The following is a 20,368-nucleotide window of genomic DNA, read 5'->3' as shown; positions in this document are numbered from 1 at the left end:
TGGGGCTTTTTGCATTCAGAGGACTTCTGGAAGGTTTCGCTACTTTTTCGCTTTGGAGAGCGCTGCCGCGAAGGCGTTGCCCATGGCACCACCCATAGGGGGGCTTTGGCGCGGCTCATTTCTTGGTTTGGTGTTGCCAGCACAGCTGTTGCGCGCTTCAGCCGGCTTGCGGGCGGGCTGCCCTGCCTTTTCGTCGAGGCGCATGGTCAGGCTGATCCGCTTGCGCGGGGCGTCCACCTCCAGCACCTTGACCCGCACAATGTCGCCGGCCTTGACCACCTCACGGGGATCCTTGACGAAACGGTCGGTCAGGGAGGAGATGTGCACCAGCCCGTCCTGATGAACACCGATATCGACGAAGGCGCCGAAGTTGGTGACGTTGGTGACCACCCCTTCCAGCACCATCTCGGGCACCAGGTCGCTGATCTGCTCCACCCCTTCCTTGAAGGTCGCTGTTTTGAACTCGGGGCGCGGGTCGCGGCCCGGCTTGTCCAGCTCGCCGATGATGTCGGTGATGGTGGGCACGCCGAATTGCTCATCGGTGTAATCGGCCGGTTTCAGGCTGCGCAGCAGGCTGCTGTTGCCGAGCAGGCTCTCCACGGTCTGCTCCAGCTTGGCGAGGATCCGCTCCACGACCGGATAGGACTCGGGGTGTACAGCCGAGCTGTCGAGGGGATTGCTGCCGCCGCGAATGCGCAGGAAGCCGGCGCACTGTTCGAAGGCTTTTGGGCCGAGTCGGCTCACTTTCAGCAATTGCTGACGGCTCTTGAATGCGCCGTGCTCATCCCGGTAGGCGACGATGTTCTGGGCCAGCGTCTGGGAGAGGCCGGAAACCCGGTTGAGCAGGGCGACCGAGGCGGTATTCACATCCACACCGACCGCGTTCACGCAATCCTCGACCACGGCATCCAGCCGGCGGGCCAGCTGGCTCTGGCCGACGTCGTGCTGATACTGGCCCACCCCGATACTCTTGGGATCGATCTTGACCAGCTCGGCCAGCGGGTCTTGCAGGCGGCGGGCGATGGAGACGGCGCCACGGATCGAGACGTCGAGATCCGGGAACTCCTGAGAGGCAAGCTCGGAGGCGGAGTAGACAGAGGCCCCCGCTTCGCTCACCACTATCTTCTGCGCCTTGGCGGCGGGGTAGCGCTCGAACAGGTCGCTGACCAGCCGGTCGGTCTCCCGCGAAGCGGTACCGTTGCCGATGCTGATGAGCTCGACCTTGTGTTTCTGGCACAGCTCGCTCAGGGTCTTGAGGCTCTGATCAATCTGGCGTTTTGGTTCGAACGGATAGATGGTGGCGTGATCGACCAGTTTGCCGGTGGCATCCACCACGGCAACCTTGACCCCGGTGCGGATGCCCGGATCCAGCCCCATGGTGCAGCGCATGCCCGCTGGGGCCGCCATCAGCAGATCCTTGAGGTTCATGGCGAACACCTTGATCGCCTCCTCCTCTGCCGACTCGCGGATGCGACCGATCAGCTCGGTCTCCATTTGAAGCGACAACTTGATCTTCCAGGTCCAGCTCACTACCCCCTGCAGCCATTTGTCGGCCGGGCGGTTCTGCAGATTGAGCTTGAGGTTGTGGGCAATGATCCCTTCGCAGGGGCTGGCACTCTCGTCGTCACCGGTGACCAGCGCCAGATTGAGGATCCCCTCATTGCGGCCGCGCAGCATGGCCAGCACCCGGTGGGAGGGGGCCTTGTGCAGGGGTTCGTCGTGTTCGAAATAGTCCTTGAACTTGGCCCCTTCCTGCTCCTTGCCTGCCACCACGCGGGCGCGCAGGGTGGCATTTTGCCACAGGTAGTCGCGCAGCTTCTCCAGCAGGTCGGCCTGCTCGGCGAAGCGCTCCATCAGAATATAGCGGGCGCCGTCGAGGGCAGCCTTGCTGTCGGCAATGCCCTGTTCGGGATTGAGGAAGGTGGCTGCAGCTTGCTCGGGATCCTGCATCGGGTCGCTGAGCAGCAGGTTGGCCAGCGGCTCCAACCCGGCTTCGATCGCCATCTGCCCCTTGGTGCGGCGTTTGGGCTTGTAGGGGAGGTAGAGATCTTCCAGCCGGGTCTTGCTGTCGGCACCATTCAATTCGCGCATCAGCTCGGGGGTCAGCTTGCCCTGCTCTTCGATGGAGCGAATGATCACCTGACGGCGATCTTCCAGTTCACGCAGATAGCCGAGGCGGCTCTCTAGGGTGCGCAACTGGCTATCGTCCAGACCGCCGGTCACCTCTTTACGGTAACGGGCGATAAAGGGCACGGTCGAGCCTTCATCCAGCAGGCGCACTGCGGCCTGCACCTGCTCCGGGCGAGCATTGAGCTCACCGGCAATCTGTCTCTCTATGGTTTGCATCATGATGTTGTTGAGGGCCTCTGTGGTCGAGTCCGCGCCATCAGGCGCCAAGTGTGAGCACTATATGGGGTCGTGTTGCGGGATGCCACCCTGCGCCGGGGTCTGCACCCGTCAGACTGATAAGTCGCAGGGGAGAGCGCATATCTTGCCATTGCACCTGTGACTCAGGATGTGCCTGTGGCAAGCAGCTCACCAGTAGTCCGGCTATTTGGGGTAGCTGATCTCGTTGATATACCAGCAGACGTCACCAACTGGCGTACGGACGATGGCTTCATCACCGACCTCTTTCTTGAGCAGGGCGCGGGCCATGGGGGAGTCGATGGAGATGTAATCCTTGCGCTCGAAGATCTCGTCATAGCCGACGATGCGAAAGCGCTTGGTCTCGCCCTCTTCGTTTTCCACCTCGACCCAGGCACCGAAGAAGACTTTGCCCTCCTGCGCGGGGGCATAGTCGACGATCCCCAGCTCTTCGAGACATTTGCGCAGGTAACGCACCCGCCGATCGATCTCCCGCAGTCGCTTCTTGTTGTACTGGTAGTCGGCATTTTCGCTGCGATCCCCCAGGCTGGCGGCCCATGCCACCTTTCTGGTGACCTCGGGGCGCTCCTGACGCCAGAGGAAATCGAGCTCTTCTTTCAGCTTGTTGTAGCCTTCGCGGGTGATCAGCTTTGTCTTCATGGTGATGCGGACCTGGTCAAAGAGGGGTAATCATCGCTAACTGCTCGGGAATATTAGCTTTTGTCCTCCTTCTGTCGAGAGAAATTGCGCCAGCTTGGCGGGAGCCATTCAGCGGTACTGGTCTGGAGGAGGGCTTGACGGCCGTCACGCTCTGATCATGGGTAATAACCGGTAACATATTTATGCTTTTCTCCCGCGATATCCCCCCCTAGTATGGTGGGCAGCGAAAGAATGAAGAGGCAAAGCAATGAGTCAGCAGCAATACAAGGTCCTGGTCGTGGACGATGACCTGAAATTACGTTCCCTGTTGGAACGCTATCTCACCGAGCAGGGATTCGTGGTGCGCGGCGTGGCTAATGGCGAACAGGCCGATCGCCTGCTGACTCGTGAAAACTTCAGCCTGATGGTGCTCGATCTGATGTTGCCGGGGGAGGATGGGCTCTCCATCTGCCGTCGTCTGCGGGAAGCGGGCAACCAGATCCCGGTGCTGATGCTCACCGCCAAGGGGGATGAAGTGGATCGCATCGTCGGACTCGAAATGGGTGCCGATGACTATCTGCCCAAGCCATTTAATCCCCGTGAACTGCTGGCGCGGATCCGAGCTGTGCTGCGCCGCCATACTGTCGAGTTGCCAGGGGCTCCCTCTGCTGCAGAGAAGGTGGTCAACTTCGGAGCCTTCCAACTCAATCTGGCTACCCGTGAGCTTAGCCGGGATGGCGAGCCGATGGCGCTCACCAGCGGTGAATTTGCGGTGCTCAAGGTACTGGTCAGCCATCCGCGCGAGCCGCTTTCCCGCGACAAGTTGATGAATCTGGCACGTGGCCGCGAATATACCGCCACCGAGCGCAGTATCGACGTACAGGTCTCTCGCCTGCGCCGCCTGCTGGAGCAGGACCCGGCCCAGCCCCGCTATCTACAGACCGTCTGGGGTCTGGGGTATGTGTTTGTACCAGATGGTGACGGTGCATGAAAAAGGTCGGCAGCATGTTCTCGCGCATGCTCTGGTTCCTGGCCGCCGTTCTGGTGGTCTATCAAGCGGTCTCCTATGTCACCTTCTACAACTATCTGCTGGCACCCACCGTCAAACAGATCAGTCACCTGCTGGCCAATCAGGTCAAGCTGATCTTTCCGGTCAATACCGAGCAGCTGGCGTTGAGTGAAGATGCCGAGGCGCTGGTCTATGTGACGACCGGTACCGACATCTATACCCAGAGCGAGGCGGTGCAGCATGGCTTCAACGATGCCAAGCCGTACCCCTATCTGGAGGAGAACATAAGCCGCGAACTGGGTGGCCCGGCCAAGGTGCGGGTCGAGATCCAGGATCACTACATCATCTGGATCCAGCCGCCACAGGCCAGCAAAATCTGGGTGCGGATCCCGCTGACCGAGATTGAAGATGACGATATCGAACCCCTCATCATCTATCTGAGCGTGCTGCTGGTGATCACCCTGTTTGCTGCCTGGCGCTTTGCACGCCAGTTGGTTCGTCCGCTCGAGGATCTCGAGGCTGGCGCGGTTGCCGTGGCCAGAGGACATTTCCCCGAGGCGCTGGGGGAGCTGGGGTCACGGGAGGTACGCCGTCTGACCCGCACCTTCAACCATATGTCCCACTCCATCAAGAGCCTGATCGAAGAGCGTAACCTGATGATGGCGGGGGTTTCCCATGACCTGCGAACCCCGCTGACCCGTATCCGGCTGGCTACCGAGATGATGTCCTCCGGTGACGAATATCTCAAGGAGAGCATCAACTCAGATATTGATGAGTCCAATGCCATCATCGATCAGTTCATCGATTACATCCGCCCGGATGAGGGGCAGGCTCCGGTACCTGTCGATCTGACCCAGCTGGTGCACGATACCCTGTTGATCTATTCGGAGCAGGGGCTGGACGTCGATCTGGCGCTGCCACAAGAGGCAGTGCGGGTGGCCTGCAATCCGGTTAGTATCCGGCGGGTGTTGAACAACCTATCAAGCAACTCGCAGCGTTATGGGGCGAGCCGCTTGTATGCCGAGTTGAAGGACGACGGGCACTGGGTGCGCCTGCGCCTATCCGATGATGGCCCCGGTATTCCGGAGCAGGACTACTCCCGGGTGCTCAAGCCGTTTACTCAGGGGAATGTGGCGCGAACTGTTGGCGGCAGTGGCTTGGGGTTGGCCATCGTGGCCAAGATAGTCGCCCAGCACCACGGCACTATCCGGCTGGGAAGCTCGGATCTCGGCGGCCTGCTGGTCGAGATACGGCTGCCGAAACATCAGCCACAGGAGTGGATGGATTGAGAGAAGGGCGTATCCGTGGATACGCCCTTCTGCATGGTCAGCTCTTGGTTTCGACTGATGCACGATAGCGTTTACCGTACTTGAGCTGCTGGATCAGCAGGGCGGCAACGATGAGCGCCAACCCGATGGGGGTGGCCGGATGGATGGTTTCGCCGATCAACAGGTTGAGCAGCACCAGTGAGGCAAACGGCGAGATAAAGATGAGGTTGCTGATGGGGGCCGTGTTGGTGGCATGGCGCAGCGCCATCAGCCAGAGCACGAAACCGAAGCCCATTTCGAACAGTCCCACATAGATGGCACCAGCCCATCCCTGCCAGGCGGTCATGGCAAAATCGGAGAGCAACCAGGTCGCAACGACGATAAAGGGCAGGCTGATCATAAAGCCGAGCAACAGGCTGACGATGGGATCCCCCTGATTGCGGGTGTTGAGGATCCAGTAGCTGGCCCAGATGAGGGTCGAGACCAGTGCCAGCGTCACGCCGAGGGGGTTGTCGAACTGCAGGCCGAATACATCCCCTCTGGTAGCGATCACCAGTGCGCCAAAATATCCCAACACGATGGCGACGCCATCGCGCCGACGCAGCTTCTGGCCGAGAAAGGGGACGGCAAGCAGACTGAGAGTGATAGCCCAAGTGTAGTTGAGGGTCTGTGCCTGCTGGGCAGGCAGCAGGTCATACGCCTTGAACAGCAACAAGTAATAGAGAAAGGGGTTCAGCACACCCAGAGTCAAGTAGTAGAAAGGGCGGGCCTTGATGTAGCTCCCCAGCAGCGGCAGTTTGCCCTGTTTGGCGACGACGGCTGTCAGCGTGAGAGTTGAGGTGAAGGCGGCCACAAGCAACAGTTGCACGGGTTCGAAATAGGCGAGGGAGATCTTGAAGGCTGTGGCGACCGTCGACCAGAGGGCAACGGCGCAAAGGCCATACTGATAGGCTTTCTTTTGATCTTTGAGCATGGGATGTCGTTCCACTGACGGAGGCAAGCGCACAGTCTACCAGTCTGCTTGTAACATTGTCGTTACCTGGGTGTTGGTAGCAGAGTGCGTTGCCGCAGGCGAGATCCATCTGTTACATAAAACTGCGCATAATCTGTTCGCTTTCCCTTGCGCAAATTTGAAAAATCCGTATAATCCCCTCCGCTTACCCATGAGGTAAGCCAGACGATATGTCTGTTGCTGAGTTTCCTGTTTACAGGAGCCAGCCATACAGTCCTCCCGATATGGGGGGAAACGTGAAAAATCACACCTCTGGCGGGAGAAATCTCGGTCGGGCGGTGTTGATTTATGTTCTTTTATCTATTGGAGCTCTGTCAATGCAGAACCAAAGAATCCGTATCCGCCTGAAGGCTTTTGATCATCGCCTGATTGATCAATCCACTGCGGAAATCGTTGAAACTGCTAAGCGCACTGGCGCGCAGGTTCGCGGTCCTATTCCGCTGCCGACTCGCAAAGAGCGCTTCACCGTCCTGATCTCCCCGCACGTCAACAAAGATGCGCGTGATCAGTACGAGATCCGCACTCACAAGCGTCTGGTAGACATCGTTGAGCCGACTGACAAGACCGTAGACGCCCTGATGCGTCTGGATCTGGCAGCTGGTGTAGACGTCCAGATCAGCCTGGGTTAATTACGGAAAGAGGTTGATAACAATGACAATCGGTCTTGTAGGTCGCAAAGTGGGTATGACTCGCATCTTCACTGAAGATGGCGTTTCTATCCCGGTGACTGTTATCGAAGTTGAAGCTAACCGTGTAACTCAGGTCAAATCTGTAGAAACCGACGGCTACAACGCTATTCAGGTTACCACTGGCGCCAAAAAAGCCAGCCGTGTGACCAAGCCGGAAGCTGGCCACTTCGCCAAAGCTGGTGTAGAAGCCGGTCGCGGTCTGTGGGAATTCCGCCTGAACAACGGTGAAACTTTCACTGTTGGTAGCGAGCTGAAAGTAGATCTTCTCGCTGACGTTAAGCTGGTAGACGTTACCGGCACATCCAAAGGTAAGGGCTTTGCTGGTACTGTTAAGCGCCACAACTTCCGCACCCAGGATATGACCCACGGTAACTCCTTGTCTCACCGCGTTCCGGGTTCTATCGGTCAGAACCAGACTCCGGGTCGTGTATTCAAGGGCAAAAAGATGGCTGGTCACATGGGTGCTGAGCGTGTAACGACTCAGAACCTGGAACTGGTTCGTGTTGACGCTGAACGCAACCTGCTGCTCATCAAAGGTGCAGTACCGGGTGCAACCAACGGCAACGTGATCGTCAAACCTGCCGTCAAAGCGTAACGTCTGAGGAGATAGTAATGGAATTGGTAATGAAAGACGCCAAGAGCGCTCTTGAAGTTTCCGAGACTACCTTCGGGCGCGAATTCAACGAAGCTCTGGTTCACCAGGTCGTCGTTGCATATGCCGCTGGTGCCCGTCAGGGTACTCGTGCGCAGCTGACTCGCTCTGAAGTGTCTGGTGGCGGCAAAAAGCCGTGGCGTCAGAAGGGTACTGGTCGTGCCCGTGCTGGCTCCATCCGTTCGCCCATCTGGCGTTCCGGTGGTGTGACTTTTGCTGCTAAGCCGCAAGATCACAGCCAGAAAGTAAACAAGAAGATGTACCGCGGCGCTATCCGTAGCATTCTGTCCGAGCTGGTACGTCAAGAGCGCCTGATCGTTGTTGAGAAGTTCGGCATCGAAGCTCCGAAGACCAAAGAACTGATCGCCAAGCTGAAAGAAATGGAACTGACTGACGTTCTGATCGTGACTGCTGAAGTCGATGAGAACCTGTTCCTGGCTGCTCGCAACCTGTACAAAGTTGACGTGCGTGACGTTGCCGGTATCGACCCGGTCAGCCTGATCGCTTTCGACAAGGTTCTGATGACTGCTGACGCAGTTAAGCAAATCGAGGAGATGCTGGCATGATCCGTGAAGAGCGTCTGCTGAAAGTTCTGAAGGCTCCGCACATCTCTGAAAAGAGCACCATGGTTGCAGAAAAGCAGAACACTATCGTGTTCAAAGTTGCTGTTGATGCTACCAAGGCGGAAGTCAAAGCTGCAGTTGCGAAACTGTTCGAGGTCGAAGTTGAGACCGTCCGTACCCTGAACATGAAGGGTAAGACCAAGCGCGCAGGTGCACGCGTAGGCCGTCGTTCCGATTGGAAAAAGGCTTATGTGACCCTGAAAGCTGGTCAGGACATCGACTTCATGGGCGCAGCCGAGTAAGAGGAGTTCTCAAAAATGGCAATCGTTAAGTGCAAGCCTACTTCTCCGGGCCGCCGCCACGTCGTCAAGATCGTCAATCAAGAGCTGTACAAGGGCAAGCCCTTCGCCGCTCTGCTGGACAGCAAAAGCAAGTCCGGTGGTCGTAACAACAACGGCCGTATCACTACCCGTCATATCGGTGGTGGTCACAAGCAGCACTACCGTATCGTCGACTTCAAGCGCGACAAAGACGGTATCCCGGCTAAAGTAGAGCGCCTGGAATACGATCCGAACCGTACCGCTAACATCGCTCTGGTGTTGTATGCAGACGGTGAGCGTCGTTACATCCTGGCTCCGAAAGGCCTGAAAGCTGGTGACGCGATCGCTTCTGGTGCTGATGCAGCCATCAAGGTAGGTAACGCCCTGCCGATGCGCAACATCCCGGTTGGTTCTACCGTTCACGCTGTAGAGATGAAGCCTGGTAAAGGTGCCCAGCTGGCTCGTTCCGCTGGTACTTTCATCCAGATCCTGGCTCGTGAAGGTAACTATGTAACTCTGCGTCTGCGTTCCGGCGAAGTACGTAAAGTTCTGGCCGAGTGCCGCGCTACCATCGGTGAAGTCGGTAACTCCGAGCACATGTTGCGTCAACTGGGTAAAGCCGGTGCAAACCGCTGGCGTGGTATTCGTCCGACCGTTCGCGGTATGGCGATGAACCCTGTTGACCACCCGCACGGTGGTGGTGAGGGTCGTAACAAGGGCATGCAGCCTGTGTCCCCATGGGGCCAGAAGGCTAAAGGCTTCAAGACCCGTAAGAACAAGCGTACCGACAAGTACATCGTACGTCGTCGTAACAAGTAATTGTTAACATAGAGGAATCACCATGCCACGTTCTCTCAAGAAGGGTCCATTTATTGACCTGCACTTGCTGAAGAAGGTAGAGAAAGCGGTGGAAAGCGGGGATAAAAAGCCGGTTAAAACCTGGTCCCGTCGTTCAATGATCATCCCGAACATGATCGGTTTGACCATCGCTGTCCATAATGGTCGTCAGCACGTTCCGGTTTTCGTTACCGAAGAAATGATCGGTCACAAACTGGGTGAATTCGCACCGACTCGTACTTATCGCGGCCATGCTGCTGATAAGAAGGCTAAGAAGCGCTAAGGGATAAATGATGGAAGCTATCGCTAAACACCGTTATGCCCGTACTTCTGCCCAGAAAGCTCGTCTGGTAGCCGATCAAGTACGTGGTCTGTCCGTAGACAAGGCTCTGAATATCCTGACCTTCAGCCCGAAAAAGGCTGCAGTGCTGGTTAAGAAAGTGCTGGAATCTGCCATTGCAAACGCTGAGCACAACGAAGGCGCCGATATCGACGCGCTGCGTGTTGCTACTATCATGGTCGACGAAGGTCCCTCCATGAAGCGCATCCGTCCGCGTGCCAAAGGTCGTGCGGATCGTATCCTCAAGCGTACCGCTCACATCACTGTAGTGGTATCCGACGCTAAGGCTGGGAGATAAGCAATGGGTCAGAAAGTACATCCTAATGGCATTCGCCTGGGTATTACCAAGCCTTGGAATTCTACCTGGTTCGCGAACACCAAAGACTTCGCTGACAACCTGTACAGCGATTTTCAAGTACGCCAGTTCCTGACCAAGGAACTGAAAAACGCGTCCTTGTCCAAGATCACCATTGAGCGTCCGGCCAAGAGCATCCGTGTGACCATTCACACCGCTCGTCCGGGTGTTGTCATCGGTAAGAAAGGCGAAGACGTTGAGAAGCTGCGCAAAGCTGTAGCCACTATTGCTGGCGTGCCTGCTCAGATCAACATTTCCGAAGTCCGCAAGCCGGAGCTGGATGGCAAACTCGTTGCCGACAGCATCACTTCCCAGCTGGAGCGTCGTGTAATGTTCCGTCGTGCTATGAAGCGCGCCGTACAGAACGCAATGCGCCTGGGTGCCAAGGGCATCAAAGTGGAAGTTTCCGGTCGTCTGGGCGGCGCTGAAATCGCGCGTACCGAATGGTACCGTGAAGGTCGTGTGCCGTTGCACACCCTGCGTGCCGACATCGACTACGCAACTTCTGAAGCCCACACCACTTACGGTGTGATCGGCGTTAAAGTTTGGATCTTCAAGGGCGAAGTTCTGGGCGGTCTGGCTGCTGTTAACGCTGCCGCTGCTCAAGAGCAAGCTCCTGCAAAGCCCAAGCGTGACAACAAGCGCCGCGCTGCTAAGTAAGGAGATTCGGTAAATGTTGCAACCTAAGCGTACTAAATTCCGCAAGACCCACAAGGGTCGTAACCGCGGTCTGGCCACCTCTGGTAACGAAGTATCCTTCGGTACCTTTGGCCTGAAGGCGACATCCCGTGGTCAACTGACTGCTCGTCAAATCGAAGCAGCCCGTCGTGCCATGACCCGTCACGTTAAGCGTCAAGGTAAGATCTGGATCCGTGTGTTCCCGGACAAGCCCATCACCGAAAAGCCCCTTGAAGTTCGTATGGGTAAAGGTAAGGGTAACGTGGAATACTGGGTTTGCCCGATCCAGCCTGGCAAGGTTCTGTACGAGATGGACGGTGTACCTGAGGCTCTGGCGCGTGAAGCGTTTGCCCTGGCCGCAGCTAAGCTGTCTGTTCAGACCACTTTCGTAATTAAGACGGTGATGTGATGAAAGCCCAAGATCTGCGTCAAAAGAGCGTCGAAGAACTGAACCAGGAGCTGCTGGGCCTGCTGCGTGAGCAATTCAACATGCGCATGCAAGCGTCCACCGGCCAGCTGGCTCAGACTCACACTCTGAAACAAGTGCGTCGTGACGTCGCACGTATCAAGACTGTACTGACTGAGAAGGCAGGTGCGTAATGACTGACAAGATCCGTACTCTGCAAGGTCGTGTAATCAGCGACAAGATGGACAAGTCCATCACTGTTGCTATCGAGCGCAAGGTAAAGCACCCGATCTACGGTAAGATCATCAAGCGCACTACCAAGCTGCACGTACATGACGAAAACAACGAGTGCAAAGCTGGCGACCTCGTGGAAATCCGCGAATGCCGCCCGCTGTCCAAGACCAAGTCCTGGACCCTGGTTGCCGTTGTAGAAAAGGCCTAATCGGTACTTTGTAGTCCAAGCGGCCCCTTTCAGGGGCCGTTTGTTTTTTAGGCTACCTTTTCTGAAAATCCTGTGTTATAGTTTCGCGCCTTTTGAAGGCAGCCAGATCCCATTAGGGATAAGAAGTAAACAAAGCGGAGCACTAAGATGATCCAGATGCAAAGTATGCTGGGTGTTGCCGACAACTCCGGCGCTCGCAGTGTAATGTGTATTAAGGTTCTGGGTGGCTCGCACCGCCGTTACGCCGGCATCGGCGACATCATCAAGGTTTCCATCAAGGAAGCCATTCCTCGCGGTAAAGTGAAGAAAGGTGATGTGTATAACGCGGTGGTCGTACGCACCCGTAAAGGCGTTCGTCGTCCGGACGGCTCTGTCATCCGTTTCGACAACAATGCGGCTGTGTTGCTTAACAACAACCAACAGCCAATCGGTACTCGTATTTTTGGCCCGGTGACCCGTGAACTGCGTAATGAGAAGTTCATGAAGATTGTGTCCCTGGCACCCGAAGTACTGTAAGGAGTCGAACGATGGCAGCTAAAATCCGTCGCGAAGACGAAGTGATTGTTCTTACCGGCAAAGACAAGGGCAAGCGTGGCAAAGTCACTCAAGTCCTGATTGCAAAAGGTAAGGTAATCGTGGAAGGCATCAACCAGGTGAAGAAACACCAGAAGCCGGTACCCGCACTGGGTCAGGCTGGCGGTATCGTCACCAAAGAAGCCCCCATCGATGTATCAAACGTAGCGCTGTTCAACTCTGCCACTGGCAAAGCTGACCGCGTTGGTTTCCGGATTGAAGACGGCAAAAAAGTCCGTTTCTTCAAATCCACCGGCGAACTTGTGAAGTAATTGGAGTTTAACGATGGCGAAACTGCATGATTACTACAAATCCGATGTAGTAAATGAACTGTCCAAGCAGTTCGGTTACAAGACTATCATGCAAGTCCCTCGGATCGAGAAAATCACCCTGAACATGGGTGTTGGTGAAGCGATCTCTGACAAGAAATTGCTGGAAAATGCTGCTGCCGATATGGCTGCCATTTCCGGTCAGAAGCCGCTGATCACCAAAGCTCGCAAATCTGTTGCGGGCTTCAAGATTCGTGAAGGCTACCCGATAGGTTGTAAAGTAACCCTGCGTGGCGAGCGTATGTGGGAGTTCCTGGAACGGCTGATCTGCATCTCCGTACCGCGTATCCGTGACTTCCGTGGCCTGAACGCTAAAGCGTTCGACGGTCGTGGTAACTACTCCATGGGCGTGCGTGAGCAGATCATCTTCCCGGAAATCGACTATGACAAAGTCGATCGCGTCCGTGGTCTGGATATCACCATCACCACTTCCGCGAATACCGATGAAGAAGGCCGTGCTCTGCTGGCTGCCTTTAACTTCCCATTCCGCAAGTAAGGTTAGGGTTATGGCTAAAACATCCATGAAAGCGCGCGAAGCAAAGCGTGCCAAGCTGGTAGCCAAGTACGCGACCAAGCGTGCCGAGCTGAAAGCTATCATCGTTGACATGAACGCTTCTGAAGAAGCGCGTTGGGATGCTGTACTGCAACTGCAACAGCTGCCCCGTGATTCCAGTCCGTCCCGCCAGCGTAACCGTTGCAATATTACTGGTCGTCCGCACGGTTTCCTGCGCAAGTTTGGCCTGTCTCGCATCAAGGTGCGTGAGCATGCCATGAAGGGCGAAATTCCGGGCCTGAAGAAGGCTTCTTGGTAACGAATCTCGGGAGTTAGACTTATGAGCATGCAAGATCCGATCGCGGATATGCTGACCCGCATCCGTAACGGTCAGGCGGCGAGCAAAGTTGCGGTTTCCATGCCTTCTTCCAAGCTGAAAGTGGCTATCGCCAAAGTGCTGAAAGAAGAAGGTTACATCGCTGGCTACTCCGTAGCTGGTGACGTGAAGCCGGAACTGGAAATTGAACTGAAATATTTCCAGGGCAAGCCAGTTGTAGAACTGATCCAACGCGTAAGCCGTCCAGGCCTGCGTATTTACAAGCGCACTACTGATCTGCCGAAAGTTATGGGCGGTCTCGGTGTTGCTATCGTGTCCACGTCTAAAGGTGTGATGACTGACCGTGCTGCTCGCAAAGCAAGCATGGGCGGTGAGATCATCTGCTACGTCGCTTAATAGGAGGTAGGAAATGTCTCGTGTTGCTAAGGCACCCGTCACTATTCCTGCTGGCGTAGAGGTGACTCTGAACGGCCAGGAACTGACCATCAAAGGTGGTAAAGGTTCTCTGGTTCGCTCTATTCACGCCGGTGTAGAAGTGACCAAAGAAGACAATGTACTGAAGTTCGCCCCGCGCAGCAGCATCGCTGGTGCTGACGCTCAGGCCGGTACTGCCCGTGCATTGGTCAACAACATGGTAATCGGTGTTACCCAAGGCTTCGAGCGCAAGCTGCAGCTGGTTGGTGTAGGTTATAAAGCCTCCATCAAGGGCAATGCTGTTGCGCTGGCTCTGGGCTTCTCTCACCCGGTAGAGCATGCGCTGCCGGCTGGTGTGACCGCTGAGTGCCCGACTGCTACAGAAATCGTTCTGCGTGGCGTCGACAAGCAGCTGGTTGGCCAAGTCGCCGCCGATATCCGTGCTTACCGCGCTCCGGAGCCCTACAAGGGCAAGGGTGTACGCTATGCCAACGAGCAAGTGCGTACTAAAGAAGCTAAGAAGAAGTAAGGTAACACTATGGACAAGAAAGCAGCTCGTCTCCGTCGTGCTACTCGTGCTCGGAAAAAGATGCAGGAACTGGGAGCTACCCGTCTGGTTGTTCACCGTACCCCGCGTCATATCTATGCGCAGGTTATTGCAGCCAACGGTTCCGAAGTTCTGGCCTCTGCTTCCACAGTAGAGAAAGCCATCAGTGAAGCTCTGAAATACACCGGTAACGCAGATGCTGCTACCGCTGTAGGTAAAGCTATCGCTGAGCGTGCTATTGCCAAAGGCGTTCAGAACGTATCTTTCGATCGTTCCGGTTTCAAGTATCACGGTCGCATCGCTGCCCTGGCAGCTGCCGCACGTGACGCTGGTCTTCAGTTCTAAGCTAGGAGTCGAAGATGGCTAAAGTCGAATCTCAAGCCGGCGAACTGCAAGAAAAGCTCATTGCAGTAAACCGTGTTTCGAAAACTGTTAAAGGTGGTCGTATCATGTCCTTCACCGCGTTGACCGTGGTGGGTGATGGTAACGGCCGTGTAGGTTACGGTTACGGTAAAGCCCGTGAAGTTCCGGCTGCTATTCAAAAAGCAATGGAACAGGCCAAGCGTAACCTGAACAAGGTTGAACTGAACAACGGCACCCTGCACCACCCGGTGAAAGGTGTTCACTCCGGTTCCACCGTGTTCATGAAGCCGGCCTCTCAAGGTACTGGTATCATCGCAGGCGGCGCCATGCGTGCCGTTCTGGAAGTTGCTGGTATCCACAACGTGCTGGCTAAGACCTACGGTTCCACCAACCCAATCAACGTTGTTCGCGCAACTGTAGACGCTCTGGTTCACGGTCAGTCACCGGAACAGATCGCTGCCAAGCGTGGTCTGCGCGTTGAAGAAATTCTGGGGTAATGCGACATGGCTAACACTGTAAAAGTAACTCAAACTCGCAGCTCTATCGGCCGTCTGCCAAAGCACAAGGCGACTCTGCGTGGTCTGGGTCTGCGTCGCATTGGTCACACCGTTGAGCTGGAAGATACTCCTTGCGTACGCGGTATGATCAACCAGGTTTATTACATGGTTAAGGTGGAGGGCTAAGCATGCGTCTGAATACTCTGTCTCCGGCCGCTGGTTCCAAGCGCGTTAAGCACCGTCCGGGCCGTGGTATCGGTTCTGGTCTGGGCAAGACCGGTGGTCGTGGTGTTAAAGGTCAAACCTCTCGTTCCGGTGGCGGTAAAGTCCGCAACGGTTTCGAAGGCGGCCAGATGCCTTTGAAAATCCGTCTGCCGAAGTTCGGTTTCTTCTCTCGCAAATCTTTGGTATCTGCCGAAGTGCGCCTGAACGAAATCGCCCTGGTAGAAGGTGATGTAGTCGACGTGAGCACTCTGAAGCAAGCCGGCGTTCTGACCAAGAACATCGTGTTCGCTAAAGTTGTTCTGTCTGGCAACATTGACCGTGCTGTGACCGTTCGTGGTCTGTCCGTCACCAAAGGTGCACGTGCAGCCATCGAGGCCGCTGGCGGTAAAATCGAGGAATAATCAGTACAATGGCTAAGAAACCAGGATTGGATGTTAAAGCACAGGGTGGTCTGAGTGAACTGAAGAGCCGTCTGCTCTTCGTTCTCGGGGCGATTATCGTTTTCCGTGCAGGCTCTTATGTGCCGATTCCTGGTATTGACGCCGCCGTACTGGCCGAGTTGTTCCAGCAACAGAAGGGCACCATCATTGAGATGTTCAACATGTTCAGTGGTGGTGCACTATCGCGTGCTTCTATTCTTGCGTTGGGGATCATGCCGTACATTTCGGCGTCGATCATTATCCAGCTGCTGACAGTGGTTCATCCTGCTCTTGCTGAACTCAAGAAAGAGGGTGAATCCGGCCGTCGCAAGATTAGCCAATATACCCGTTGGGGCACGCTGGTTTTGGGAACTTTCCAGGCCATTGGTATTGCAACCGGTCTGCCGAATATGATGCAAGGACTCGTGACTCATCCGGGTTTGGGCTTCTATTTCACAGCGGTTGTGAGTCTGGTCACCGGTACCATGTTCTTGATGTGGTTGGGTGAGCAGATTACCGAGCGTGGGATTGGTAATGGTATCTCGTTGATTATTTTCACAGGTATCGTTGCTGGTCTGCCGCATGCCATTGGCGCTACGGCCGAACAGGCACGTCAAGGGGAATTGCACATCCTGCTGTTGTTGTTGCTGGGCTTGATTGTTTTCGCAGTGACTTACTTTGTGGTGTTCGTGGAGCGTGGTCAGCGTCGTATCGTCGTTAACTATGCCAAGCGTCAACAAGGCCGCCAGGTATTTGCCGCGCAAAGCACGCACCTGCCGTTGAAAGTGAATATGGCTGGTGTGATTCCTGCGATTTTCGCATCCAGTATCATCCTCTTCCCGGGTACCATTACCTCCTGGTTTGGTCAGGGTGAGGGTAAAGTCGCTGATATCCTGCAACAGGTCTCTATGGTCCTGCAGCCGGGTCAGCCGCTTTACGAGATGCTGTATGCAGCAGCCATTATCTTTTTCTGTTTCTTCTATACCGCGCTGGTGTTCAACCCCCGCGAGACAGCAGATAACCTGAAGAAGAGTGGAGCCTTTATCCCGGGGATCCGCCCGGGCGAGCAGACAGCACGTTATATCGATAAGGTTATGACTCGCCTGACATTGGCAGGTGCGCTCTATATAACCTTTATCTGTCTGGTACCCCAGTTCCTGATGACTGCCTGGAACGTACAGTTCTACTTCGGTGGCACTTCGCTGCTGATTATTGTGGTGGTTATCATGGACTTCATGGCTCAGGTACAAACCCATATGATGTCTCATCAATATGGTGACGTCCTGAGGAAGGCCAACCTGAAGGGCTACGGCCGCTAAAGGTCGGCGTAGTTACGGAGTTAAGCAATGAAAGTTCGTGCTTCCGTTAAGGCAATCTGCCGTAACTGCAAAATCATCAAGCGTCACGGTGTGGTGCGTGTGATTTGCAGCGAGCCAAAGCATAAACAGCGCCAAGGCTAATTTTTTACGGTTAGTACTTGCAACAAATAGTTGTGCTGGCTAATATAGCCAGCCAACTTTTGTTGTGTATTGGTTGACCGCCACGTATCCGCTCACGGGCTTTGTGGTGGTCGTAATCTACTATATGTAGGAGTGAATAGTGGCCCGTATCGCTGGCATTAACATTCCTGACCATAAGCATGCAGTCATTGCTTTGACTGCGATTTATGGCGTCGGTCGTACCCGCTCCAAGGCCATTTGTGCCGCAGCCGGTATCGCTGAGAATGTGAAAATTAAAGACCTGGACGAAGCTCAGATCGAGAGTCTGCGTGAACAAGTAGGTAAATTCACCGTTGAAGGTGACCTGCGTCGTCAGATTTCCATGAACATCAAGCGATTGATGGATCTGGGTTGCTACCGTGGTTTGCGTCACCGTCGTAGCCTGCCTGTTCGTGGTCAACGTACCAAGACCAACGCTCGTACCCGTAAGGGTCCGCGCAAGGCTATCAAGAAGTAACGGGAAGGTAGAAAATGGCTAAAACTCCGACTCGTGCTCGCAAGCGCGTTAAAAAGCAAGTGAGCGACGGTATTGCGCACGTTCATGCATCTTTCAACAACACAATCGTGACCATTACTGACCGTCAGGGCAATGCTCTGTCTTGGGCTACTTCTGGTGGTTCCGGTTTCCGTGGTTCTCGTAAGTCCACCCCGTTCGCTGCTCAGGTAGCTGCCGAGCGCGCTGGTGAGATGGCCAAAGAATATGGCGTCAAGAACCTGGAAGTCATGGTCAAAGGTCCGGGTCCCGGTCGTGAGTCTTCCATCCGCGCCCTGAACGCGGCTGGTTTCCGCATCACTAACATTACTGATGTGACTCCGATCCCGCACAACGGTTGTCGTCCTCCCAAGAAGCGCCGCGTGTAACGCTGTAGCTACTTGGTCTAGGATTGTTGGAGAAAGAAGATGGCAAGATATATCGGTCCTAAGCTTAAGCTTAGCCGTCGTGAGGGCACAGACCTCTTCCTGAAGTCTGGTGTTCGTGCGATTGATTCTAAGTGCAAGATTGACACCGCTCCTGGTCAGCACGGCGCTCGCAAGCCCCGTCTGTCCGATTACGGTGTGCAACTGCGCGAGAAACAAAAAGTTCGTCGTATCTACGGCGTATTGGAAAAACAGTTCCGCAACTACTACCGCGACGCTGCCCGTCAAAAGGGTAACACCGGTGAAAACCTGTTGCAGCTGCTGGAAGGTCGTCTGGACAACGTCGTATACCGCATGGGCTTCGGTGCTACCCGCGCTGAATCTCGTCAGCTGGTGAGCCACAAGGCCATCATGGTAAACGGCCGCGTTGTGAACATTCCTTCTTTCCAGGTTTCCCCTGAGGACGTGATCTGCGTTCGTGAGAAGGCTAAGAAGCAAGCGCGTATCAAAGCTGCCCTTGAGGTTGCTGGTCAGCGCGAGAAGCCGACTTGGGTAGAGGTTGATGCCGCTAAAATGGAAGGTGCCTTCAAGCGCCTGCCAGAGCGTTCCGACCTGTCTGCCGACATTAACGAACAGCTGATCGTCGAGCTTTACTCCAAGTAAAGCTAGCTTCTAAAGAGAGGACACAATGCTGGGTTCTGTAACAGATTTTCTTAAACCGCGGCTAGTTGACATCGAGCAAGTTAGCCCGACTCATGCGAAAGTGACTCTTGAGCCACTCGAGCGTGGCTTTGGTCACACGCTGGGCAACGCCCTGCGTCGTATTTTGCTGTCTTCTATGCCCGGTTGTGCAGTTACTGAAGTCGAAATTGACGGGGTACTGCATGAGTACAGCAGCAAAGAAGGTGTACAGGAAGACATTCTTGAAATCCTGCTCAACCTGAAAGGTATCGCTGTGAAGCTGGAAGGCAAGGACGAGGTAACTCTGTCCCTGACCAAGTCTGGAACAGGCCCCGTTACCGCAGGTGATATCACTCACGGTGATGAAGTCGAGATCGTAAACCCGGAGCACGTAATCTGCCACCTGACTGGTGCCAATGCTGAAATCAGCATGCGCTTGAAAGTTCAGCGCGGTCGTGGTTATGTGCCTGCTTCTGCTCGTGTTCACAACGATGACGAAGAGCGTCCTATCGGTCGCCTGCTGCTGGACTCCGCGTTCAGCCCCATCGTTCGTATTGCCTACAATGTTGAGGCAGCACGTGTGGAACAGCGTACCGACTTGGACAAGCTGGTCATCGACATGGAGACCAATGGTACCCTGGATCCTGAGGAAGCTATCCGTCGTTCTGCCACTATTCTGGCTGAGCAACTGGAAGCCTTCGTGGATCTGCGCGATGTCAGCGTGCCCGAGAAGAAAGAAGAGAAACCCGAGTTTGATCCGATTCTGCTGCGTCCTGTCGATGATTTGGAGCTGACAGTTCGTTCTGCGAACTGTCTGAAGGCAGAAGCTATCCACTATATTGGTGATCTGGTACAGCGTACCGAAGTTGAGTTGCTTAAGACTCCTAACCTCGGTAAGAAGTCCCTGACTGAGATCAAGGACGTGTTGGCCTCCCGTGGTCTGTCTCTTGGCATGCGCCTTGAGAACTGGCCGCCCGCCAGCATCGCTGACGAGTAATCCAGATTACGGGTTTCACAGATTTAGTTAGAAGGATAAGGTCATGCGCCATCGTTTGAGTGGTCGTCAACTGAACCGGAACAGCAGCCATCGTCAGGCTATGTTCCGCAACATGGCCAGCTCCCTGGTTCGTCATGAGATCATCAAGACGACTCTGCCTAAGGCAAAAGAGCTGCGTCGTGTAGTTGAACCGCTGATCACCCTTGCCAAGACTGATAGCGTTGCTAATCGTCGTCTGGCATTTGCCCGCACTCGCGACAACGCGATCGTGGCTAAGCTGTTCAATGAACTGGGCCCGCGCTACCTGGAGCGCGCCGGCGGTTATACTCGCATTCTGAAATGCGGTTTCCGTGCTGGCGACAACGCCCCTATGGCTTATATTGAGCTGGTAGACCGCCCGGCCGCTGCTGAAGCAGCTGCTGAGTGATAAAGAAAAAGCCGGGCTTGTCCCGGCTTTTCTTTTAATCCATTCTGATACTGCCTCAACTGCCTCAACTGCCTCAACTGCCTCAACTGCCTCAACTGCCTCAACTGCCTCAACTGCCTCAACTGCCTCAACTGC

The 20,368-nt window shown here is 55.2% G+C and carries 33 protein-coding genes; 30 read left to right on the top strand and 3 right to left on the bottom strand.

Features of this window, described 5'->3' with window-relative positions:
• Positions 1-39: 39 nt before the first annotated feature.
• Both G5287_RS08225 and greB read right to left on the bottom strand, forming a co-directional pair.
• Complete coding sequence (locus G5287_RS08225) at positions 40-2,349, bottom strand: Tex family protein (RefSeq protein ID WP_421231134.1); 2,310 nt, start codon at positions 2,347-2,349, stop codon at positions 40-42.
• 201 nt (positions 2,350-2,550) lie between these two features.
• Positions 2,551-3,024: a transcription elongation factor GreB gene (gene greB, locus G5287_RS08220; protein ID WP_005355349.1), complete on the bottom strand. Its 474-nt coding sequence runs from the start codon at positions 3,022-3,024 to the stop codon at positions 2,551-2,553.
• A gap of 247 nt (positions 3,025-3,271) precedes the next feature.
• Between greB and ompR the strand changes: the two genes are divergently transcribed.
• A complete protein-coding gene (ompR, locus tag G5287_RS08215) occupies positions 3,272-3,994 on the top strand; it encodes a two-component system response regulator OmpR (RefSeq protein WP_005340625.1) in 723 nt (240 codons plus the stop codon).
• Complete coding sequence (gene envZ / locus G5287_RS08210) at positions 3,991-5,301, top strand: two-component system sensor histidine kinase EnvZ (RefSeq protein ID WP_227341576.1); 1,311 nt, start codon at positions 3,991-3,993, stop codon at positions 5,299-5,301. The genes ompR and envZ overlap by 4 nt, the downstream gene beginning before the upstream one ends.
• A gap of 37 nt (positions 5,302-5,338) precedes the next feature.
• On the opposite strand, the gene G5287_RS08205 is transcribed toward envZ, so the two are convergent.
• Positions 5,339-6,253 carry a DMT family transporter gene (locus tag G5287_RS08205; RefSeq protein WP_227341575.1) on the bottom strand — a complete coding sequence of 305 codons (915 nt, stop codon included), beginning with the start codon at positions 6,251-6,253 and terminating at the stop codon, positions 5,339-5,341.
• A gap of 356 nt (positions 6,254-6,609) precedes the next feature.
• Between G5287_RS08205 and rpsJ the strand changes: the two genes are divergently transcribed.
• From rpsJ to rplQ, 28 genes are all read left to right on the top strand, one after another.
• Complete coding sequence (rpsJ, locus tag G5287_RS08200) at positions 6,610-6,921, top strand: 30S ribosomal protein S10 (protein ID WP_005307944.1); 312 nt, start codon at positions 6,610-6,612, stop codon at positions 6,919-6,921.
• A 22-nt stretch (positions 6,922-6,943) separates the two neighbouring features.
• Positions 6,944-7,576 (top strand): 50S ribosomal protein L3, encoded by a 633-nt coding sequence (gene rplC, locus G5287_RS08195; protein ID WP_005340620.1) that lies wholly within the window; start codon positions 6,944-6,946, stop codon positions 7,574-7,576.
• 17 nt (positions 7,577-7,593) lie between these two features.
• Entirely contained in the window at positions 7,594-8,199 is a 606-nt protein-coding gene (gene rplD / locus G5287_RS08190) for a 50S ribosomal protein L4 (RefSeq protein WP_005340616.1), read from the top strand.
• Positions 8,196-8,498, top strand: a complete 303-nt coding sequence (gene rplW / locus G5287_RS08185; protein WP_005307955.1) for a 50S ribosomal protein L23 — start codon at positions 8,196-8,198, stop codon at positions 8,496-8,498. The genes rplD and rplW overlap by 4 nt, the downstream gene beginning before the upstream one ends.
• A 15-nt stretch (positions 8,499-8,513) precedes the next feature.
• Positions 8,514-9,335 (top strand): 50S ribosomal protein L2, encoded by an 822-nt coding sequence (gene rplB, locus G5287_RS08180; protein ID WP_005340614.1) that lies wholly within the window; start codon positions 8,514-8,516, stop codon positions 9,333-9,335.
• A 22-nt stretch (positions 9,336-9,357) separates the two neighbouring features.
• A complete protein-coding gene (gene rpsS / locus G5287_RS08175) occupies positions 9,358-9,636 on the top strand; it encodes a 30S ribosomal protein S19 (protein WP_005307960.1) in 279 nt (92 codons plus the stop codon).
• A 10-nt stretch (positions 9,637-9,646) separates the two neighbouring features.
• Positions 9,647-9,991, top strand: a complete 345-nt coding sequence (rplV, locus tag G5287_RS08170) for a 50S ribosomal protein L22 (RefSeq protein ID WP_005319741.1) — start codon at positions 9,647-9,649, stop codon at positions 9,989-9,991.
• Between the two features lie 3 nt (positions 9,992-9,994).
• On the top strand, positions 9,995-10,708 hold the full coding sequence (rpsC, locus tag G5287_RS08165) for a 30S ribosomal protein S3 (protein WP_005307962.1): 714 nt from the start codon (positions 9,995-9,997) through the stop codon (positions 10,706-10,708).
• Positions 10,709-10,721: 13 nt separating this feature from the next.
• Positions 10,722-11,135 carry a 50S ribosomal protein L16 gene (gene rplP / locus G5287_RS08160; RefSeq protein WP_005340612.1) on the top strand — a complete coding sequence of 138 codons (414 nt, stop codon included), beginning with the start codon at positions 10,722-10,724 and terminating at the stop codon, positions 11,133-11,135.
• A complete protein-coding gene (gene rpmC, locus G5287_RS08155; protein ID WP_005307965.1) occupies positions 11,135-11,326 on the top strand; it encodes a 50S ribosomal protein L29 in 192 nt (63 codons plus the stop codon). The genes rplP and rpmC overlap by 1 nt, the downstream gene beginning before the upstream one ends.
• The gene (rpsQ, locus tag G5287_RS08150) at positions 11,326-11,574 is read left to right on the top strand and encodes a 30S ribosomal protein S17 (protein ID WP_005307966.1); all 249 of its coding nucleotides are present in this window, start codon (positions 11,326-11,328) and stop codon (positions 11,572-11,574) included. The genes rpmC and rpsQ overlap by 1 nt, the downstream gene beginning before the upstream one ends.
• Positions 11,575-11,721: 147 nt before the next feature.
• Positions 11,722-12,090, top strand: coding sequence for a 50S ribosomal protein L14 (gene rplN, locus G5287_RS08145; RefSeq protein ID WP_005307975.1), 369 nt, complete (start codon positions 11,722-11,724; stop codon positions 12,088-12,090).
• Between the two features lie 11 nt (positions 12,091-12,101).
• Positions 12,102-12,419: a 50S ribosomal protein L24 gene (gene rplX / locus G5287_RS08140; RefSeq protein WP_005307977.1), complete on the top strand. Its 318-nt coding sequence runs from the start codon at positions 12,102-12,104 to the stop codon at positions 12,417-12,419.
• A gap of 13 nt (positions 12,420-12,432) precedes the next feature.
• Positions 12,433-12,972 (top strand): 50S ribosomal protein L5, encoded by a 540-nt coding sequence (gene rplE / locus G5287_RS08135; protein ID WP_005331162.1) that lies wholly within the window; start codon positions 12,433-12,435, stop codon positions 12,970-12,972.
• A gap of 10 nt (positions 12,973-12,982) precedes the next feature.
• Positions 12,983-13,288 (top strand): 30S ribosomal protein S14, encoded by a 306-nt coding sequence (gene rpsN / locus G5287_RS08130; RefSeq protein WP_005340609.1) that lies wholly within the window; start codon positions 12,983-12,985, stop codon positions 13,286-13,288.
• Positions 13,289-13,309: 21 nt separating this feature from the next.
• Entirely contained in the window at positions 13,310-13,702 is a 393-nt protein-coding gene (rpsH, locus tag G5287_RS08125; protein ID WP_005307980.1) for a 30S ribosomal protein S8, read from the top strand.
• Between the two features lie 13 nt (positions 13,703-13,715).
• Positions 13,716-14,249, top strand: coding sequence for a 50S ribosomal protein L6 (gene rplF, locus G5287_RS08120; protein WP_139739779.1), 534 nt, complete (start codon positions 13,716-13,718; stop codon positions 14,247-14,249).
• Positions 14,250-14,258: 9 nt separating this feature from the next.
• The gene (rplR, locus tag G5287_RS08115) at positions 14,259-14,612 is read left to right on the top strand and encodes a 50S ribosomal protein L18 (protein ID WP_005340606.1); all 354 of its coding nucleotides are present in this window, start codon (positions 14,259-14,261) and stop codon (positions 14,610-14,612) included.
• Positions 14,613-14,626: 14 nt separating this feature from the next.
• Positions 14,627-15,127, top strand: a complete 501-nt coding sequence (gene rpsE, locus G5287_RS08110) for a 30S ribosomal protein S5 (protein WP_005342686.1) — start codon at positions 14,627-14,629, stop codon at positions 15,125-15,127.
• A gap of 6 nt (positions 15,128-15,133) precedes the next feature.
• Positions 15,134-15,313, top strand: a complete 180-nt coding sequence (rpmD, locus tag G5287_RS08105) for a 50S ribosomal protein L30 (protein WP_005307985.1) — start codon at positions 15,134-15,136, stop codon at positions 15,311-15,313.
• 2 nt (positions 15,314-15,315) lie between these two features.
• Positions 15,316-15,753 (top strand): 50S ribosomal protein L15, encoded by a 438-nt coding sequence (gene rplO, locus G5287_RS08100; protein ID WP_005342691.1) that lies wholly within the window; start codon positions 15,316-15,318, stop codon positions 15,751-15,753.
• Positions 15,754-15,761: 8 nt separating this feature from the next.
• Positions 15,762-17,090 carry a preprotein translocase subunit SecY gene (secY, locus tag G5287_RS08095; protein ID WP_005307989.1) on the top strand — a complete coding sequence of 443 codons (1,329 nt, stop codon included), beginning with the start codon at positions 15,762-15,764 and terminating at the stop codon, positions 17,088-17,090.
• Positions 17,091-17,117: 27 nt separating this feature from the next.
• Complete coding sequence (gene rpmJ, locus G5287_RS08090; protein ID WP_005319705.1) at positions 17,118-17,231, top strand: 50S ribosomal protein L36; 114 nt, start codon at positions 17,118-17,120, stop codon at positions 17,229-17,231.
• 139 nt (positions 17,232-17,370) lie between these two features.
• On the top strand, positions 17,371-17,727 hold the full coding sequence (gene rpsM, locus G5287_RS08085) for a 30S ribosomal protein S13 (RefSeq protein WP_005307991.1): 357 nt from the start codon (positions 17,371-17,373) through the stop codon (positions 17,725-17,727).
• Between the two features lie 14 nt (positions 17,728-17,741).
• Complete coding sequence (rpsK, locus tag G5287_RS08080) at positions 17,742-18,131, top strand: 30S ribosomal protein S11 (protein WP_005307993.1); 390 nt, start codon at positions 17,742-17,744, stop codon at positions 18,129-18,131.
• Between the two features lie 39 nt (positions 18,132-18,170).
• Positions 18,171-18,791: a 30S ribosomal protein S4 gene (gene rpsD / locus G5287_RS08075; RefSeq protein ID WP_005342696.1), complete on the top strand. Its 621-nt coding sequence runs from the start codon at positions 18,171-18,173 to the stop codon at positions 18,789-18,791.
• 25 nt (positions 18,792-18,816) lie between these two features.
• Positions 18,817-19,806 (top strand): DNA-directed RNA polymerase subunit alpha, encoded by a 990-nt coding sequence (locus G5287_RS08070; RefSeq protein WP_005307997.1) that lies wholly within the window; start codon positions 18,817-18,819, stop codon positions 19,804-19,806.
• A 43-nt stretch (positions 19,807-19,849) separates the two neighbouring features.
• Entirely contained in the window at positions 19,850-20,233 is a 384-nt protein-coding gene (rplQ, locus tag G5287_RS08065; protein ID WP_005307999.1) for a 50S ribosomal protein L17, read from the top strand.
• Positions 20,234-20,368 lie beyond the last annotated feature (135 nt).

The sequence above is a fragment of the Aeromonas sp. 603079 genome, assembly GCF_049172135.1.
GTDB lineage: Bacteria > Pseudomonadota > Gammaproteobacteria > Enterobacterales > Aeromonadaceae > Aeromonas > Aeromonas veronii.
The sequence above is the reverse complement of the archived record's forward strand: the minus strand, read 5'-3'. Positions and strand labels throughout refer to the sequence as shown.

Excerpts from the sequence above, each read along its gene's own strand:
- rplC (WP_005340620.1), top strand. The coding sequence starts at position 6,944 with ATGACAATCGGTCTTGTAGGTCGCAAAGTGGGTATGACTCGCATCTTC.
- rplO (WP_005342691.1), top strand. The coding sequence starts at position 15,316 with ATGCGTCTGAATACTCTGTCTCCGGCCGCTGGTTCCAAGCGCGTTAAG.
- secY (WP_005307989.1), top strand. The coding sequence starts at position 15,762 with ATGGCTAAGAAACCAGGATTGGATGTTAAAGCACAGGGTGGTCTGAGT.
- rpsH (WP_005307980.1), top strand. The coding sequence starts at position 13,310 with ATGAGCATGCAAGATCCGATCGCGGATATGCTGACCCGCATCCGTAAC.
- rplQ (WP_005307999.1), top strand. The coding sequence starts at position 19,850 with ATGCGCCATCGTTTGAGTGGTCGTCAACTGAACCGGAACAGCAGCCAT.
- rpsD (WP_005342696.1), top strand. The coding sequence starts at position 18,171 with ATGGCAAGATATATCGGTCCTAAGCTTAAGCTTAGCCGTCGTGAGGGC.
- rpsJ (WP_005307944.1), top strand. The coding sequence starts at position 6,610 with ATGCAGAACCAAAGAATCCGTATCCGCCTGAAGGCTTTTGATCATCGC.
- rplV (WP_005319741.1), top strand. The coding sequence starts at position 9,647 with ATGGAAGCTATCGCTAAACACCGTTATGCCCGTACTTCTGCCCAGAAA.
- greB (WP_005355349.1), bottom strand. The coding sequence starts at position 3,024 with ATGAAGACAAAGCTGATCACCCGCGAAGGCTACAACAAGCTGAAAGAA.
- rplF (WP_139739779.1), top strand. The coding sequence starts at position 13,716 with ATGTCTCGTGTTGCTAAGGCACCCGTCACTATTCCTGCTGGCGTAGAG.
- rplR (WP_005340606.1), top strand. The coding sequence starts at position 14,259 with ATGGACAAGAAAGCAGCTCGTCTCCGTCGTGCTACTCGTGCTCGGAAA.
- rplP (WP_005340612.1), top strand. The coding sequence starts at position 10,722 with ATGTTGCAACCTAAGCGTACTAAATTCCGCAAGACCCACAAGGGTCGT.
- rpsN (WP_005340609.1), top strand. The coding sequence starts at position 12,983 with ATGGCTAAAACATCCATGAAAGCGCGCGAAGCAAAGCGTGCCAAGCTG.
- rpsC (WP_005307962.1), top strand. The coding sequence starts at position 9,995 with ATGGGTCAGAAAGTACATCCTAATGGCATTCGCCTGGGTATTACCAAG.
- rplX (WP_005307977.1), top strand. The coding sequence starts at position 12,102 with ATGGCAGCTAAAATCCGTCGCGAAGACGAAGTGATTGTTCTTACCGGC.
- G5287_RS08205 (WP_227341575.1), bottom strand. The coding sequence starts at position 6,253 with ATGCTCAAAGATCAAAAGAAAGCCTATCAGTATGGCCTTTGCGCCGTT.
- G5287_RS08070 (WP_005307997.1), top strand. The coding sequence starts at position 18,817 with ATGCTGGGTTCTGTAACAGATTTTCTTAAACCGCGGCTAGTTGACATC.
- G5287_RS08225 (WP_421231134.1), bottom strand. The coding sequence starts at position 2,349 with ATGATGCAAACCATAGAGAGACAGATTGCCGGTGAGCTCAATGCTCGC.
- rplW (WP_005307955.1), top strand. The coding sequence starts at position 8,196 with ATGATCCGTGAAGAGCGTCTGCTGAAAGTTCTGAAGGCTCCGCACATC.
- rplD (WP_005340616.1), top strand. The coding sequence starts at position 7,594 with ATGGAATTGGTAATGAAAGACGCCAAGAGCGCTCTTGAAGTTTCCGAG.
- rpmD (WP_005307985.1), top strand. The coding sequence starts at position 15,134 with ATGGCTAACACTGTAAAAGTAACTCAAACTCGCAGCTCTATCGGCCGT.
- rplN (WP_005307975.1), top strand. The coding sequence starts at position 11,722 with ATGATCCAGATGCAAAGTATGCTGGGTGTTGCCGACAACTCCGGCGCT.
- ompR (WP_005340625.1), top strand. The coding sequence starts at position 3,272 with ATGAGTCAGCAGCAATACAAGGTCCTGGTCGTGGACGATGACCTGAAA.
- rplE (WP_005331162.1), top strand. The coding sequence starts at position 12,433 with ATGGCGAAACTGCATGATTACTACAAATCCGATGTAGTAAATGAACTG.
- rpsQ (WP_005307966.1), top strand. The coding sequence starts at position 11,326 with ATGACTGACAAGATCCGTACTCTGCAAGGTCGTGTAATCAGCGACAAG.
- rpmC (WP_005307965.1), top strand. The coding sequence starts at position 11,135 with ATGAAAGCCCAAGATCTGCGTCAAAAGAGCGTCGAAGAACTGAACCAG.
- rpmJ (WP_005319705.1), top strand. The coding sequence starts at position 17,118 with ATGAAAGTTCGTGCTTCCGTTAAGGCAATCTGCCGTAACTGCAAAATC.
- rpsK (WP_005307993.1), top strand. The coding sequence starts at position 17,742 with ATGGCTAAAACTCCGACTCGTGCTCGCAAGCGCGTTAAAAAGCAAGTG.
- rpsE (WP_005342686.1), top strand. The coding sequence starts at position 14,627 with ATGGCTAAAGTCGAATCTCAAGCCGGCGAACTGCAAGAAAAGCTCATT.
- rpsS (WP_005307960.1), top strand. The coding sequence starts at position 9,358 with ATGCCACGTTCTCTCAAGAAGGGTCCATTTATTGACCTGCACTTGCTG.
- rplB (WP_005340614.1), top strand. The coding sequence starts at position 8,514 with ATGGCAATCGTTAAGTGCAAGCCTACTTCTCCGGGCCGCCGCCACGTC.
- envZ (WP_227341576.1), top strand. The coding sequence starts at position 3,991 with ATGAAAAAGGTCGGCAGCATGTTCTCGCGCATGCTCTGGTTCCTGGCC.